At 64.6% G+C, this 15277-nt stretch carries 15 protein-coding genes; 7 read left to right on the top strand and 8 right to left on the bottom strand.

Features of this window, described 5'->3' with window-relative positions:
• Positions 1–494: 494 nt before the first annotated feature.
• On the bottom strand, positions 495–1244 hold the full coding sequence (locus tag ACNFBT_RS08745; protein WP_416748411.1) for a helix-turn-helix domain-containing protein: 750 nt from the start codon (positions 1242–1244) through the stop codon (positions 495–497).
• A gap of 332 nt (positions 1245–1576) precedes the next feature.
• Here ACNFBT_RS08745 and lon point away from each other — a divergent pair, with 332 nt between their 5' ends.
• The 7 genes from lon (at position 1577) to cmoB (ending at position 8680) form a co-directional block, all read left to right on the top strand.
• Positions 1577–3976, top strand: coding sequence for an endopeptidase La (lon, locus tag ACNFBT_RS08740; RefSeq protein ID WP_416748409.1), 2400 nt, complete (start codon positions 1577–1579; stop codon positions 3974–3976).
• A 306-nt stretch (positions 3977–4282) separates the two neighbouring features.
• Entirely contained in the window at positions 4283–4678 is a 396-nt protein-coding gene (locus ACNFBT_RS08735; RefSeq protein WP_416748407.1) for a protease inhibitor I42 family protein, read from the top strand.
• Between the two features lie 97 nt (positions 4679–4775).
• Positions 4776–5450: a lysoplasmalogenase gene (locus tag ACNFBT_RS08730; RefSeq protein WP_416748406.1), complete on the top strand. Its 675-nt coding sequence runs from the start codon at positions 4776–4778 to the stop codon at positions 5448–5450.
• A 1-nt stretch (position 5451) separates the two neighbouring features.
• Entirely contained in the window at positions 5452–6201 is a 750-nt protein-coding gene (locus ACNFBT_RS08725; protein ID WP_416748404.1) for a substrate-binding periplasmic protein, read from the top strand.
• A gap of 87 nt (positions 6202–6288) precedes the next feature.
• Positions 6289–6861: a hypothetical protein gene (locus tag ACNFBT_RS08720; RefSeq protein WP_416748402.1), complete on the top strand. Its 573-nt coding sequence runs from the start codon at positions 6289–6291 to the stop codon at positions 6859–6861.
• A 113-nt stretch (positions 6862–6974) separates the two neighbouring features.
• Positions 6975–7715 carry a carboxy-S-adenosyl-L-methionine synthase CmoA gene (cmoA, locus tag ACNFBT_RS08715; protein ID WP_416748400.1) on the top strand — a complete coding sequence of 247 codons (741 nt, stop codon included), beginning with the start codon at positions 6975–6977 and terminating at the stop codon, positions 7713–7715.
• Positions 7712–8680 carry a tRNA 5-methoxyuridine(34)/uridine 5-oxyacetic acid(34) synthase CmoB gene (cmoB, locus tag ACNFBT_RS08710; RefSeq protein WP_416748398.1) on the top strand — a complete coding sequence of 323 codons (969 nt, stop codon included), beginning with the start codon at positions 7712–7714 and terminating at the stop codon, positions 8678–8680. The genes cmoA and cmoB overlap by 4 nt, the downstream gene beginning before the upstream one ends.
• 176 nt (positions 8681–8856) lie before the next feature.
• Here cmoB and pdxJ read toward each other — a convergent pair whose 3' ends face one another.
• The 7 genes from pdxJ to lepA form a co-directional block, all read right to left on the bottom strand.
• Positions 8857–9600, bottom strand: coding sequence for a pyridoxine 5'-phosphate synthase (pdxJ, locus tag ACNFBT_RS08705; RefSeq protein WP_416748396.1), 744 nt, complete (start codon positions 9598–9600; stop codon positions 8857–8859).
• Complete coding sequence (gene recO, locus ACNFBT_RS08700; protein WP_416748394.1) at positions 9593–10297, bottom strand: DNA repair protein RecO; 705 nt, start codon at positions 10295–10297, stop codon at positions 9593–9595. The genes pdxJ and recO overlap by 8 nt, the downstream gene beginning before the upstream one ends.
• 88 nt (positions 10298–10385) lie before the next feature.
• Positions 10386–11309: a GTPase Era gene (gene era, locus ACNFBT_RS08695; RefSeq protein ID WP_416748392.1), complete on the bottom strand. Its 924-nt coding sequence runs from the start codon at positions 11307–11309 to the stop codon at positions 10386–10388.
• Positions 11302–11991 carry a ribonuclease III gene (gene rnc / locus ACNFBT_RS08690; RefSeq protein WP_416748390.1) on the bottom strand — a complete coding sequence of 230 codons (690 nt, stop codon included), beginning with the start codon at positions 11989–11991 and terminating at the stop codon, positions 11302–11304. Before rnc ends, era begins: the two co-directional genes overlap by 8 nt.
• Entirely contained in the window at positions 11988–12365 is a 378-nt protein-coding gene (locus ACNFBT_RS08685; RefSeq protein ID WP_416748388.1) for a DUF4845 domain-containing protein, read from the bottom strand. Before ACNFBT_RS08685 ends, rnc begins: the two co-directional genes overlap by 4 nt.
• A 144-nt stretch (positions 12366–12509) precedes the next feature.
• Positions 12510–13364, bottom strand: a complete 855-nt coding sequence (gene lepB / locus ACNFBT_RS08680) for a signal peptidase I (protein ID WP_416748386.1) — start codon at positions 13362–13364, stop codon at positions 12510–12512.
• A 5-nt stretch (positions 13365–13369) separates the two neighbouring features.
• Positions 13370–15169 carry a translation elongation factor 4 gene (gene lepA, locus ACNFBT_RS08675; protein ID WP_416748384.1) on the bottom strand — a complete coding sequence of 600 codons (1800 nt, stop codon included), beginning with the start codon at positions 15167–15169 and terminating at the stop codon, positions 13370–13372.
• Positions 15170–15277: the final 108 nt, after the last annotated feature.

Here is a 15277-nt window from a genome sequence, read left to right as displayed (position 1 = left end):
AACGGCGCCTGCACTCCGATGAAGCCCTGCACGCCACACGATACGGGGCCTGCGGCGGCATTCACCGGAGTCATTCAGAACTGTGCTTACGCGCGCATTGAGAAGCGGCAGGGGGCGGCCGGCGCACGAGGGCGCGGATTGTACAGAAAGCAGGGGAGTCGATTGCGCCACTGGTCCGACCAGCGACGGCGCAAGGCCACAGTCGGGCGTCAGGGGCCGGACCGTGGAATGAAGGGCGCAGCCAGGTGCAGGCGCGCCGCAGGCGAAGACAGAACCGGTGATGGGCATGCTGCCCCTCCCGCGTATCGAGCTGGATGTTGTTCTTGGTCTGACCGGGTTGCGCCTTGGAACACCAGCAACGCGGTTGGCGGACTCTATGGGTTGCACCCATGGATTTCTTGCTGAAAACTCCGGATTTCTTGCAAAAGACTCCGGCACCTGCACGCCATTACTGACCATTCGGTCAGCAATGGCGCCGATTCAGGCCCGGGATTTCAGCTGCGGCGCAGGCTGCCGGGGGTCAGCCCCAGGTAACGCCGCATGGTGGTGGTCAGCGCGCTCTGGCTGGAGAAGCCGCACTCCCCCGCCACCCGAACCAGCGGCAGATCGCTCTCGCGCAGCAGGCGTGCGGCCCGGTCCAGGCGCTGGCGCAGCAGGTACTGATGGGGCGTGAGGCCGACACGATCCTTGAACTGCGCATGGAACTGACTGGGACTCAGGCAGGCGACCTGCGCCAGTTCGGCCACCGTGATGCGCCGGGCGAGGTGTTCGCCGATGTAGGCATCCAGCCGCTCCAGGTCCAGGGGACCGCCACGCGGCGCCATCACCGCGCCGAACAGACGCAGGTGCAGGGCCCGCAGCAGCACGCCCCCCAGGGCGCGGGCCAGCAACGGATCGTTGCCGTAGCGGGCTATCTCGGCACCGGCGTAACTGAGCAGGTTCTGGAAATCGGCGTCCAGAGTCGGATAGCGCGGCGCTTCGAACAAGCGCGCCAGCAGGTCGCGATCCTGCTCGCCGGTGCTGGCTTCGTCGAGGTCGACGATCAGCATATGGTTGTCACCCATGCCGGCGAATTCGTGCCCGACATCCCCGGGCACCAGGCAGGCGCGCATCCGGCAGACCTCACCGCCCCGGCCTTCGACCTCGAATTCCGCGCGACCACAGAGCGACATCACCAACTGGTGATGACCGTGGGCGTGGTGATGGGTCTGATCGGACAGACGGGCGAGGCGGGTTTCGAACATGGCACGCGCTGATCAAATTTTGCGCATGTTACGTGAGTTGCACCGGGATGCACAGTTGCGCTCCGTCGGGTTGCACCTCGAACACGTCGCTTTGCCGAACCCGGTTCTGCTCACAGGCGCTGATCGTCCCGAGCGGAACCGCCCAGCGAAACAGGAAATGGCGAAAAAGTCAGTTTCCGTTGGGACTATCTGCACGATCTCTGCAATTAAATGCATTTCACGAATCCCCTGGCAGCCGGGAAACCTCCTGCAACATCCGCTGCGCTCAAGGGATTGAAACCCTGCGACGACTTCCCCATCTAGACTGTCATGTCCTATCAGTCAGGTGCCTCATGAGCGACCACGACGAGATCCACGATATCCATAGCGCCGAAGAGGTCAGCAATACCGGGCTCGTGCTGCCCGGCCAGAACCTGCCGACCACGGTCTATGTCATTCCGATCCACAACCGCCCGTTCTTCCCGGCGCAGGTGCTGCCGGTGATCGTCAACGAGGAGCCGTGGGCGGAAACCCTCGAACTGGTGGCCAAGACCGAACACCACAGCCTGGCGCTGTTCTTCATGGACAACCCGCCGGAAGACCCGCGCCATTTCGATCCCAACAGCCTGCCCGAGCACGGCACCCTGGTGCGCGTGCATCACGCCAGCCGCGATGGGGGCAAGCTGCAGTTCGTCGCCCAGGGCCTGTCGCGGGTGCGCATCCGCGGCTGGATCAAGCGTCACCGCCCGCCCTTCCTGGTAGAGGTGGAGTACCCGCACACCCCCAGCGACCCGAGCGACGAGGTGAAGGCCTACGGCATGGCCCTGATCAACGCGATCAAGGAACTGCTGCCACTCAACCCGCTGTACAGCGAAGAGCTGAAGAACTACCTGAACCGCTTCAACCCGAACGATCCGTCGCCGCTGACCGACTTCGCCGCCGCGCTGACCACCGCCCCCGGCGCCGAGCTGCAGGAAGTGCTGGACACCGTGCCGATCCTCAAGCGCATGGAGAAGGTGCTGCCGCTGCTACGCAAGGAAGTGGAGGTCGCGCGCCTGCAGAAGGAGCTGTCCGCCGAGGTGAACCGCAAGATCGGCGAACGCCAGCGCGAGTTTTTCCTCAAGGAACAACTGAAGATCATCCAGCAGGAACTGGGCATCACCAAGGACGACAAGAGCGCCGACGCCGACGAATTCCGCGCCCGCCTGGAAGGCAAGGTCCTCCCCGAGCAGGCGCAGAAGCGCATCGAGGAGGAACTGAACAAGCTGTCGATCCTGGAAACCGGCTCGCCCGAGTACGCCGTCACCCGCAACTACCTGGACTGGGCCACCTCGGTGCCCTGGGGTCTGCTGGGCACCGACAAGCTCAACCTGAAACACGCGCGCAAGGTGCTCGACAAGTACCACTCCGGCCTGGACGACGTGAAGGACCGCATCCTCGAGTTCCTCGCCGTGGGCGCCTTCAAGGGTGAGATCGCCGGCTCCATCGTGCTGCTGGTGGGTCCGCCCGGCGTGGGCAAGACCAGCATCGGCAAATCCATCGCCGAGAGCCTGGGGCGGCCGTTCTACCGCTTCAGCGTCGGCGGCATGCGCGACGAGGCGGAGATCAAGGGTCACCGCCGCACCTACATCGGCGCCCTGCCCGGCAAGCTGGTGCAGGCACTCAAGGACGTGCAGGTGATGAACCCGGTGATCATGCTCGACGAGATCGACAAGCTCGGCAGCAGCTACCAGGGCGACCCCGCCTCGGCGCTGCTGGAGACGCTGGACCCGGAACAGAACGTCGAATTCCTCGACCATTACCTGGACCTGCGCCTGGACCTGTCCAAGGTGCTGTTCGTCTGCACCGCCAACACCCTGGACTCGATTCCCGGCCCGCTGCTGGACCGCATGGAGGTGATCCGCCTCTCCGGCTACATCGCCGAGGAAAAGCTGGCCATCGCCAAGCGCCACCTGTGGCCCAAGCAGCTGGAAAAGGCCGGCGTGCCGAAGAGCCGCCTGTCGATCAACGATGCCGCCCTGCGCGCGGTGATCGAGGGCTACGCCCGCGAGGCCGGCGTTCGCCAGCTGGAGAAACAGCTCGGCAAGCTGGTGCGCAAGTCGGTGGTGAAGCTGCTGGAAGACCCGGAGTCGGTGGTGAAGATCGGCGCCAAGGACCTGGAGGACTACCTCGGCATGCCGGTATTCCGCACCGAGCAGCTGCTCTCCGGCATCGGCGTGATCACCGGCCTCGCCTGGACCAGCATGGGCGGCGCCACCCTGCCCATCGAGGCGACGCGCATCCACACGCTCAATCGCGGCTTCAAGCTCACCGGCCAGCTGGGTGACGTGATGAAGGAGTCGGCAGAAATCGCCTACAGCTATATCAGCTCGCACCTGAACAAGTACGGCGGCGACACCAGCTTCTTCGACCAGGCCTTCGTCCACCTGCACGTGCCGGAGGGCGCCACGCCCAAGGACGGCCCCAGCGCCGGCGTCACCATGGCCAGCGCCCTGCTGTCCCTGGCGCGTAGCCAGGCGCCGAAGAAAGGCGTGGCCATGACCGGCGAGCTGACCCTCACGGGCCAGGTGCTGCCGATCGGCGGCGTGCGCGAGAAGGTCATCGCCGCGCGCCGGCAGAAGATCTACGAGCTGATCCTGCCGGAAGCCAACCGTGGTGACTTCGAGGAGCTGCCGGAGTACCTCAAGGAAGGCCTGACGGTGCATTTCGCCCGTCGTTATGGCGATGTGGCGAAGGTGTTGTTCCCAGCCTGAGGTCAGACGGATCGCGGATAAGATCCGCTCCTACGAGAGCCGAAACTCCCTGTAGGAGCGGACCTTGTCCGCGAAATCCACCGCGGATGAATCCGCCCCCCACAAGGAAATGCCGCTGTCTCGCGCCTGCGTAGGAGCGGACTCCGTCCGCGATGCTTTTTGTAGGCGCTCATCCCGCAACGTGGATGCAGTGGCTAGCCTTCGCGGACAAGGTCCGCTCCTACGCAGGGCAACACCGCACAGTCTTCCCTCTTCGTACGATTGCGATATCCTGCGGCCAGTCTGGTCCCCACCCCAGGAGTCGTCATGCCGTCGTACCGCCTGTTGCTCCCCCTCTCCCTGGCCCTGCTCGCCGGCTGCGCCGGGCAGTCCAAACCCGTGGTCACCCTGGAAAACGCCAGTGACTGCAAGCCCCTGAAGCTGCACGAAGGCCAGGAGCTGGTATTGATCCTGCCGAGCAACCCCACCACCGGTTTCCGTTGGGAAATGCGCAATGCCGCCAATGGCCTGCTGCGCAGCCTGGGCCCCGAGGTCTACAGCAACCCGGAAGACGCAGGCCTGGTCGGCAGCGCCGGCGAATCCACCTGGCGCTTCCGCGTGACCGGTACCGGTGAGGACAAGCTGGAACTGGCCTACCGCCGCCCCTGGGAGCCGGAAGTCGCCCCCGCGCAGACCTTCACCTGCCCCATCGCCGTACGCTGAACCCGGCGCCATAAGCCCCTCGCGCTGACGCCTTCGGCCTGTGGCGGCGCCGCACCCTGCGGCACAGTGGACGCTCATTTCCCAGGGAGGGAACCCCATGCGCTGGGCATTTCTGGCACTCATTGGCGGCATCGCCTACCTGCTGGCCGTCACCTTCGACCTGCCACCCCTGCGCATGCTGTGCAAGCCGCTGCCGGTGCTCGCGCTGCTGTTCTGGGTGCTGAGCACAGCGCCGGACGCCTATCGACGCTGGATCGCGGTGGGCCTGGTGCTGTCGATGCTCGGCGACATCCTGCTGGAGTGGCCGGTCAACGCCTTCGTCCCAGGGCTCGCCGCCTTCCTGCTGGCGCACCTGGCCTACCTGGTCGCCTACCTCGGCGATACCCGCCGCCCGGCTCCGGCGGGCCTGCTGTTCGCCACGCTATTGGGGGGCGGTCTGTTCGCCCTGCTCTACAGTCGGGGCCTGGGCCCACTGCTGCTGCCGATCGCACTCTACAGCCTGACCATCAGCTGCATGCTATGGCGCGCCATCGCCCGCCTCGGCTGCGCCGACCTGCCGGCCGCCAGCCGCAACCTCGCCGCCGTCGGCGCCCTGCTGTTCGTCAGTTCCGACGCGATGATCGGCATCAGCCGATTCGTCGGCGCCTTCGACGGCTCCTCCTTCGCCATCATGCTCACCTACTGGCTGGGCCAGTTCGGCATCGCGGCGTCCGTCACAAGTCGTCATCAGGCTCTGCCATACTCCCCGGGACAGCCCACTACCCGAGTCTGACATGCTGCGTTTCGCTGTGCCGGCTCTACTCCTGTGCAACGCACTGATCGCCAGCGCCGAGCCACTGCGCCTGGCCGGGGACGATTGGTGCCCCTACATCTGCCCGGATAACCCGGACAAGCCCGGCTACCTGCTCGAAGCCCTCACGCACATCCTCAACCAGCCTCCGGCCTTCGAACCCCTTCCCTGGCCACGCGCCCTGCAGATGGCCCGCGAGGGCCTGGTGGATGGCGTGGTCGGCGCCTATCCGGAAGAGTCGGAAGACCTGGCGATCGGTCGCGAGCCCATCGGCTGGGTGACCATGCGTTTCTACACCCGCGCCGACAGCCAGTGGCACTACCAGGGCCCGACGTCGCTGGACGACCAGTCCATCGGCCTCGCCCAGGGCTACTCCTACGGCGCGCAACTGGACGCCTGGCGCGACAGCCATCTGGAGGATCACGAGCAGGTACAGATACTCAGCGGCGAGCGGGTGCTGGAGCGCAACATCCAGAAGCTGCTGCTAGGTCGCATCAGCGTGCTGCTCGAAGACAGCCAGATCGTCGAGCACTACCTCCATCGCCACCGCCTGTCCGGGCAGATTCGTGCCGCCGGGCAGCTTGCCGATAAACGTCCTATGTACGTCGCCCTCAACCCTCGCCTGGAGTCGGTCGAGGAGCGCCTGGCGGAGCTCGACGACGGCCTGCGCGAGTTCCGCCGGAACGAACAGTGGAAACCGCTGATGCAAGGATACGGAGTGGCTGTGGAATAGGCTTTCCAGTGCGTGAGAAAAGTCCGGCACAGCGCTTGGGCATCGGCTATAGATCAATTACAAGAGACCGCGATTAAGGGGAGCTCCATGCGTGCAGTAGTTCGCTCGATGATGTTGCTGGGAGCCTGCGTGATGCTCTCGGCTTGCGGCAGCCTGCTGCCCAGCGAACGTGCGGAAGTGCAGTCACCTTTCCTGGATTACCAGGATGCACAGAGCCGCTTCAACCAGGTCGAGACGGGCAAGACCACCCGCTCGCAGCTCTATGCACTGGGCTTCGACCCGTTGTCCCAAGGCAACGCCAAGATGCTCTCGTTCATCGACGTGCGGTTGATGTTCGTGCAACCCAACATCCCCATCGACTACCTGCCTGACGGCCTGATCACCTGCCTGCAGGCCAAGGATCGCTGCGTCGGCTACGCCTTCGACTTCAGCAAGACCGACAGCCAGCGGGTGGGCAGCTTCTGGGCGGACATCTTCAATTTCCGCAAGCGCCGCGAGGTTCAGGGCTGGTCGTTCCGCCCGGTGTTCGTGCTGATCGACGACGTGGTGGTGCACAAGACCAGCAACGGCGAACCGAACATCCGCCGCCGGGAAGACAAGAAGAATCCGCTCGGCCCGCTGCAGGGCGCTGGCGAATACTTCTCCGACCAGCTTAAGTGACCCTCGTCCGCTAACGGTTGGGCGCACAGGGCGCCTCGGCTACAATGCGCGCCCCGGCAATCCGGGCGCGCCGCGCCCTGCTGCCTGTTCAGCGTAACGAGGCCCCATCCAGCGTGAGCGAATCCGACCGCATTTTCGCCCAGCCGCAACCCCAGGTTCCCGACTTCACCTTCAACGAGGACGTGGTGCGCGTCTTCCCGGACATGATCAAGCGATCGGTACCGGGCTACCCCACCATCGTCGAGAACATCGGCGTGCTCGGTGCGCGCTTCGCCGCCCCGAACAGCGTGCTGTACGACCTCGGCTGCTCCCTCGGCGCGGTGACCCAGGCGCTGCGCCGCCACGTGAAGACCGAAGGCTGCCGCGTCATCGGCGTGGACAACTCCGCACCGATGATCGAGCGCTGCGGCGAATACCTGCGCGCCCAAGACGCCATGTACCAGGAGCTGTTGCCGGTCGAGCTGATCGAAGCGGACATCCTGAGCATGGAGCTTGCACCCTGCTCGCTGATCGCGATGAACTTCACCCTGCAGTTCATCGCCCCAGAACAACGCCTGGAACTGCTCACCCGCCTGCGCCGCAGCCTGTTGCCGGGCGGCGCGCTGATCCTCTCGGAAAAGCTGCGCTTCGCCGACGAGCAGGAGCACGACCTGCTCACCGACCTGCACATCGACTTCAAGCGCGCCAATGGCTACAGCGAACTGGAAATCGCCCAGAAACGCACCGCCATCGAGAACGTGATGCGCCCCGACACCCTGGAAACCCACCGCGAGCGCCTGATGGCCGCCGGTTTCTCCAAGGTCGTGCCCTGGTTCCAATGCCTCAACTTCGCTTCCCTGATTGCCCTGCCATGATTGACCGCTTCGACCTCGACCGCCTGAGCCTTGAACTGACCGGCACGCCACTGGAAACCTGGGCCGCCTCACTGCCCGCGCAACTGGCCGCCAAGGTCGACGATGGCCATGGTGACCTGGAGCGCTGGCTGGCGGCGGTCGACCGCCTGCCCGAGCTGGCTGCGGCGGCTGTGGAGCTGCGCGACCACTTCACCCTGGAAGGCGACTGCGACGAAGCCACCCGCGACCAGCTGAAACTGGCCCTGCAGGGGCTGATCCCGTGGCGCAAGGGTCCCTTCCACCTGTTCGGCGTGCACATCGACACCGAATGGCGCTCGGACTGGAAGTGGCAGCGCGTCTCGCCGCACATCGACCTGCTGGGCAAACGCGTCCTCGACGTCGGCTGCGGCAATGGCTACTACCAGTGGCGCATGCTCGGCGCCGGCGCGCGCAGCGTGGTGGGCGTGGACCCGAACTGGCTGTTCTTCTGCCAGTTCCTCGCCATGAAGCGCTACCTGCCGGACCTGCCAGCCTGGCACCTGCCCTTCGCCCTGGAAGACCTGCCGGAGAAGCTGGAAAGTTTCGACACCGTATTCTCCATGGGCGTGCTCTATCACCGTCGCTCGCCCATCGACCACCTGCTGGCGCTCAAGGACTGCCTGCGCCGCGGCGGCGAGCTGGTGCTGGAAACCCTGGTGGTGGAAGGCGACGTGAACACCGTGCTGGTGCCCGAGGACCGCTACGCGCAGATGCGCAACGTGTGGTTCCTGCCGTCGGTGCCGGCGCTGGAGCTGTGGCTGCGCCGTGCGGGATTCACCGATGTGCGCAGCGTGGACATCAGCCGCACTTCGGTGGAAGAGCAGCGTGCGACGGAGTGGATGCGCTACCAGTCGCTGCCGGACTTCCTCGACCCGCAGGACCATAGCCGCACCCTCGAAGGTCTGCCAGCGCCGCTGCGCGCCACGCTGGTGGCGCGCAAGCCCTGACGGGTGCCCAGTTCGAACACGGAGTCAGTGGAGGCTTCGGCTAAATGGCGGATAGCGTCGAACGCTGTCCGCCCTACGCTGAACCGTACATTGGCGTAGGGCGGACAACCGTTCGCAGTTGTACGCCGTTACACCCGACCAGACCATCAGCTTCCTGGCCGGGCTCGGAGCACCGATCAGCGATTGGCCGCCGCCACGATCAAAGCCTTCATCTCCGCAACCGCCTGCTTGAAGCCCACGAACAGCGCGTGAGCAACGATGGCGTGGCCGATGTTCAGCTCATTGATCCCGGCGATGGCCGCCACCGGCTCGGCATTGTGGTAATGCAGGCCGTGGCCGGCGTTGACGATCAGCCCATGGGACAGGCCGAATTCCACGCCATCACGGATGCGCGCCAGCTCGTGGGCGGCTTCGGCCGGATTGTGCGCGTCGGCATAGCGGCCGGTATGCAACTCGACGGCCGGTGCACCGACGCGTGCGGAAGCCTCGATCTGACGCTGGTCCGGGTCGATGAACAGCGACACTTCGCAGCCAGCGGCCGCGAGGCGCTGCACCGCCTCGCGGATGCGCGCTTCCTGGCCAGCGACGTCCAGGCCGCCTTCGGTGGTCAGCTCCTGCCGGGTTTCCGGCACCAGGCAGACGTGGGCCGGCCGAATGATCTCGGCGAACTTCATCATCTCCTCGGTGACGCCCATCTCGAAGTTCATGCGGGTCTGCAGCACGTCGGCCAGCACGCGCACATCGCGGTCCTGGATGTGCCGGCGGTCCTCGCGCAGGTGCACGGTGATGCCGTCGGCGCCGGCTTCCTCAGCGTCCAGCGCGGCTTTCACCGGGTCGGGATAGCGGGTGCCACGGGCCTGGCGCAGGGTCGCGACGTGGTCGATGTTCACACCCAGCAGAATACGGTTGGCTTCAGTCACGGGAGTTGTCCTTGCGATTCATGAATAGCTCGCGGCTGACCAGCGGTCGGCCGCCAAGATGGGGCGCCAGGGCCTGGCGCATCAGACGTTTAGCCGCCGCCAGCGCGCCCGGAGCGCTCCAGTCGGCCTCGGCCATCGCCAGCAGGTCGGCGCCATGGAACAGTCCCGGCTGCAGGCTGCCGACCGGCTCGAGGCCGGAATCCGGGAGCAGGCGGTAAAGACCGTCGGGGGCCACCGGCTGGCCGACGATATCGCTGTCGAGGGAGAAACCATAACCCAGTTCGTCCAGCAGCCGCCATTCGAAGGCACGCAGCAGCGGCTCCAGCGGGCTGCCGGCAGCCAGCAGCGGCAGGGTCGCGCGGTAATGCTCGAACAGCGCGGGATGCGGGTCTTCCGCCGGCAGCAGGCGGATCATCAGTTCGTTCAGGTACAGGCCGCTGAACAATGCCTCGCCACTGAGCAGGTTGGGAATGCCATTGGCTTCCAGACGCACGACGTTCTTCAGGTCGCCGCGCCCTCGGAACTCCGCTTCCAGCGGGACGAACGGCCGCGCCAGCGCACCGGCCTTGCCGCGCGCGCCGCGCAATACGGCCCGCAGCCGACCTTGCGGCGTGAGGAAATCCACCAGCGCGCTGGTTTCCTTGTAGGCGCGGCTATGCAGGACGAAGGCGGCTTGGGCGGGAGAAGCGAGGCTCATGGCGCTGCGCCTGGAGTGGAAGTCGGGAAGCGGGCGCGCTCAGGCGCAGGAAGGTGCGCCCCGCGAATGATGCGCGGGGCGCTATCGGTCAGAGGTCGCCGTAGCCCAGCGAACGCAGCGCGCGCTCGTCGTCGGACCAGCCGCCCTTCACTTTCACCCAGAGGTTGAGCATGACCTTGGAGTCGAACAGCACTTCCATGTCCTTGCGGGCGTTCTGGCCGATGCTTTTGATGCGCTCGCCCTTCTCGCCAATGATGATTTTCTTCTGGCCATCACGCTCGACCAGGATCAGCGCGTGGATGTGCAGGATCGGGCCATCCTGCTTGAACTCCTCGATCTCCACGGTGACCTGGTACGGAAGCTCCGCGCCCAGCTGGCGCATGATCTTCTCGCGCACCAGTTCGGCGGCGAGGAAGCGGCTGCTGCGGTCGGTGATCTGGTCTTCCGGGAAGAAGTGCTCGCTCTCGGGCAGGCGCTCGGCGACCAGACCTTCGAGAACGTCGAGGTTCTGCCCGTGTTGGGCGGAGATCGGCACGACTTCGGCGTTGGGCAGCTGTTCGGCCAGCCACTGCAGGTGCGGCAGCAGCTCGCCCTTGTCTTCCATGCGGTCAACCTTGTTCACCGCCAGCAGCACCGGGCAACTGACGTGCTTGACCTTGTCGTAGACCATCTGATCTTCGTCGGTCCAGCGGTTCCGGTCGACGACGAAGATCACCACGTCGACATCCTTCAGCGCGGCGCTGGCCGAGCGGTTCATGTAGCGGTTGAGCGCCTTGTCGTTGTCCTTGTGCAGGCCGGGGGTATCGACGTACACCGCCTGGACATCACCCTCGGTCTTGATGCCCAGCAGGGTGTGGCGGGTGGTCTGCGGCTTGCGCGAGGTGATCGCCAGCTTCTGCCCGAGGATGTGGTTGAGCAGGGTCGACTTGCCGACGTTGGGGCGGCCGACAATGGCGACGTAGCCGCAACGGACGGATTCTTGCTGCTCTTGGTCTTGCTGATGGTCACTCATGGCCGTTCTCCACGCCCAGGGCTGCCAGAGCGGCGGCGGCGGCCACCTGCTCGGCGATGCGGCGGCTGCCGCCGTGACCGTGGGTCTTGTCATTCAACAGGGCAACCTCGCACTCGACGAAGAAGGTGCGGCAATGCGGTTCGCCCTGGATGTCCACCACGTCGTAGCGCGGCAACTCGCACCCGCGCGATTGCAGGAACTCCTGCAGGCGGGTCTTGGGGTCCTTGTTGGTATCCACCGGGGTCAGCTCGCGCAGCTGCGGGCCAAGCCAGGCCATGATCCGCTCGCGGGCGGAATCCATGCCGGTGTCCAGGTAGATGGCGCCGATCAGCGCTTCCATGGCATCTGCCAGGATCGACTCGCGGCGATAACCGCCGCTCTTCAGCTCGCCCGAGCCCAGTCGCAGGTAATCCCCGATCTCGAAACCGCGGGCCAGCAGGGCCAGGGTCTCGCCTTTCACCAGGCGCGCGCGCAGGCGCGACAGCTGACCTTCACGGGCCTGGGGGAAGTGGGTGAACAGGGCTTCGCCGATGACGAAGTTGAGGATGGCGTCGCCCAGGAACTCCAGGCGCTCGTTGTTGCGCCCGGCGAAACTGCGATGGGTCAGCGCCAGGACCATCAGGTCCTGGTCGCGAAAGGTATAGCCAAGCTTGCGCTCGAGTCGATCCAGACTGTTACTCACGGCATTCGTACACGGAATTCTTTGTCAAATTTCACCACCAGGTCGATGTTCTGCACCAGTGGCTCACGTTTTTCGTATTTCAGGTGGGCGCGGAACTCGTTGTTCTCGAGCTTCACGTCCAGGGCGTCGTCCAGCTTGAGGTCCCGGATGTTATTGAGCATCAGCGCCTTGCCCACGTAAGAGTAAAACTCCGGGACAGTGCGCACTTCGGCGGCCTTGTCGGTTTCCACCGAGGTGATGGCCTTCTCGATGGCGTAATAGTCCAGGTAATGCGGAATGACCTTGAACGCCGCACTGGCCAGGAACGCCACCACGGCGAGAACTACAAGCCAGCTCAGCAACGACATGCCCTTCTGCGAACGTGCGTACTTCATATCGACCTCATGTCGGTATCGTTCTTATTGTCCGCCAACCGCGGCGGGTCCAAGTGCAAGCGGGGCTGCCTCGCTCCCCGCGTGCAGCCCCGCCCGGGTTTCTAGCACTGTTCGCCGCCCGAAGGCTTCGAACATCTCACAACTTTAGTGGATCACGCCCACTCGTGAGAAATTCGGTAGATTGCGCTGCTTGGGCTCCGGCCAGCTCATCCACACCGCGAACGCCTTGCCGACGATATTGCGGTCCGGAACCATGCCCAGCAGGTCCTTCGGGATCTTCGGGTCGTTCCAGTAGCGGCTGTCGTTGGAGTTGTCGCGGTTGTCGCCCATCATGAAGTAATGATCGGCCGGCACCTTCCACTGCCTGCCCGGCTCGACACGGTAACGGGTCATTTCCTTGCGGATCAGGTGCTCGACGTCGCCCAGTTTTTCCTTGTACAGCGTCACGCTGCCCAGGCTGCCCGGCTCCTCGCCGATCAGCTTCTCGGCAACCAGTTGATCGTTGACGTAGAGGCGCTTGTCGCTGGTATAGCGGATGGTGTCACCAGGAACGCCGATCACACGCTTGATGTAGTTGATGTTCGGGTCGCTGGGGTAGCGGAACACCATGACGTCGCCGCGCTGCGGATCGCCCACCGGGATCACCTTGGTGTCCAGCACCGGCAGGCGGATGCCGTAGGCGAACTTGTTGACCAGGATGAAATCACCGACTTCCAGGGTCGGCTTCATTGAACCGGACGGGATCTGGAACGGCTCGACCAGAAAGGAGCGAAGCACCAGCACGATGAACAGCACCGGGAAGAACGACTTGCCGTACTCGACCAGCACCGGTTCCTTGTTCAGTTTTTCCAGCACTTCCGGATCAGGCTCGCCGACCGTGCCTTCGTAGGCGGAAATGGCTGCCCGGCGGCGCGGTGCGAACAGCACCAGGTCCACCAGGGCGAGAACGCCGCACACAGCAACGGCAATCACCAGCAACAGCGGGAAATTCAGCGTCATAGGGTTCAACTGTCCACTTTGAGCACAGCGAGGAAGGCTTCCTGCGGAATCTCCACGCTACCGACCTGCTTCATCCTTTTCTTACCGGCCTTCTGCTTTTCCAGCAGCTTGCGCTTACGGCTCACGTCACCACCATAGCACTTGGCCAGCACGTTCTTCCTGAGCGCCTTGACCGTCGAGCGGGCGATGATCTGCCCACCGATGGCTGCTTGAATCGCGACGTCGAACATCTGCCGCGGAATCAGTTCTTTCATCTTTTCCACCAGCTGACGGCCCTTGTAGGGGGCGTTGTCGCGGTGAACGATCAGGGCGAGGGCGTCGACCTTCTCGCCGTTGATCAGCACGTCGAGACGGACCAGGTTGGCCGGCTCGAAGCGATCGAAGCTGTAGTCCAGCGAAGCATAGCCACGGCTGGTGGACTTCAGGCGGTCGAAGAAGTCCAGCACCACTTCGTTCATCGGCAGGTCGTAGATCACCTGGACCTGGCCGCTGAGGAAGTGCATGTCGCGCTGTACGCCGCGCTTTTCGATGCACAGGGTAATGACGTTGCCCAGGTGCTCCTGAGGCACAAGGATGGTGGCGCGGCAGATCGGCTCACGCATTTCGTCGATGGACGAGAGGTCGGGCAGCTTGGACGGGTTGTCGACATAGAGGATGTCGCCGTTCTTCTGCACGATCTCGAAGATTACGGTCGGCGCGGTGGTGATCAGGTCCAGGTCGTACTCACGCTCCAGGCGCTCCTGGATGATCTCCATGTGCAGCATGCCGAGGAAGCCGATGCGGAAGCCGAAGCCCAGGGCCTCGGAGCTTTCCGGCTCGTACTGCAGCGCGGCGTCGTTCAAGGTCAGCTTCTGCAGCGCTTCGCGGAAGTCCTCGAAGTCATCGGAGCTGACCGGGAACAGGCCGGCATAGACCTGCGGCTTGATGCGTTTGAAGCCCGGCAGGACTTCCACGTCCGGGGTGTTGGACAAGGTCAGGGTGTCGCCCACCGGCGCACCGAGAATGTCCTTGATGCCGGCAATGATGAAGCCCACTTCGCCGGCCTTGAGGTCCGGGGTCTCGGTGTGCTTAGGGGTGAAGACGCCGACGCTGTCCACCTGATGGAGCTTGCCGGTGGACTTCACCAGGATCTTGTCGCCTTTCTTGACGCGGCCGTGCTTGACGCGCACCAGGGAGACTACGCCCAGGTAGTTGTCGAACCAGGAGTCGATGATCAGCGCCTGCAGCGGTGCCTCGATCTCGCCCTCGGGCGCGGGGATCTCGTTGACCAGGCGCTCCAGCACGTCTTCTACGCCCATGCCGCTCTTGGCCGAGCAGGCCACGGCGTCGGTGGCGTCGATGCCGATGATGCTCTCGATCTCGTCCTTCACGCGGTCCGGGTCGGCCTGCGGCAGGTCCATCTTGTTCAGCACGGGCATGACTTCCAGACCCTGCTCGATGGCGGTGTAGCAGTTGGCGACCGACTGCGCCTCCACGCCCTGGCCGGCGTCCACCACCAGCAGCGCGCCTTCGCAGGCGGCCAGCGAGCGGCTGACTTCATAGGTGAAGTCGACGTGGCCGGGGGTGTCGATGAAGTTCAGCTGGTAGGTCTTGCCGTTCTTCGCGTTGTAGTGAAGGGTGACGCTATGCGCCTTGATGGTGATGCCGCGCTCGCGCTCCAGGTCCATGGAGTCAAGGACCTGCGCCTCCATCTCACGGTCGGACAGGCCGCCGCAGATCTGGATGAAGCGGTCAGCCAGCGTCGACTTGCCATGGTCGATATGGGCGATGATGGAGAAATTGCGGATATGACTCAGGTCACTCACGGCTGAACACACTCGAAAGGCTGAAGGCGGCGATCCGCCGAAAAATAGCCGGGGAGTTTACTTGAATCCCACACCATCCGCCACGCCTGTGCCGGACGGACAGGCATG

Source organism: Pseudomonas sp. NY15181, assembly GCF_048068055.1.
GTDB lineage: Bacteria > Pseudomonadota > Gammaproteobacteria > Pseudomonadales > Pseudomonadaceae > Pseudomonas.
This window is presented reverse-complemented; position numbering and strand designations above follow the sequence as displayed.

Coding starts and splice junctions, on each gene's coding strand:
- ACNFBT_RS08745 (WP_416748411.1), bottom strand. CDS start 1,244: ATGTTCGAAACCCGCCTCGCCCGTCTGTCCGATCAGACCCATCACCAC.
- lon (WP_416748409.1), top strand. CDS start 1,577: ATGAGCGACCACGACGAGATCCACGATATCCATAGCGCCGAAGAGGTC.
- ACNFBT_RS08735 (WP_416748407.1), top strand. CDS start 4,283: ATGCCGTCGTACCGCCTGTTGCTCCCCCTCTCCCTGGCCCTGCTCGCC.
- ACNFBT_RS08730 (WP_416748406.1), top strand. CDS start 4,776: ATGCGCTGGGCATTTCTGGCACTCATTGGCGGCATCGCCTACCTGCTG.
- ACNFBT_RS08725 (WP_416748404.1), top strand. CDS start 5,452: ATGCTGCGTTTCGCTGTGCCGGCTCTACTCCTGTGCAACGCACTGATC.
- ACNFBT_RS08720 (WP_416748402.1), top strand. CDS start 6,289: ATGCGTGCAGTAGTTCGCTCGATGATGTTGCTGGGAGCCTGCGTGATG.
- cmoB (WP_416748398.1), top strand. CDS start 7,712: ATGATTGACCGCTTCGACCTCGACCGCCTGAGCCTTGAACTGACCGGC.
- recO (WP_416748394.1), bottom strand. CDS start 10,297: ATGAGCCTCGCTTCTCCCGCCCAAGCCGCCTTCGTCCTGCATAGCCGC.
- era (WP_416748392.1), bottom strand. CDS start 11,309: ATGAGTGACCATCAGCAAGACCAAGAGCAGCAAGAATCCGTCCGTTGC.
- ACNFBT_RS08685 (WP_416748388.1), bottom strand. CDS start 12,365: ATGAAGTACGCACGTTCGCAGAAGGGCATGTCGTTGCTGAGCTGGCTT.
- lepB (WP_416748386.1), bottom strand. CDS start 13,364: ATGACGCTGAATTTCCCGCTGTTGCTGGTGATTGCCGTTGCTGTGTGC.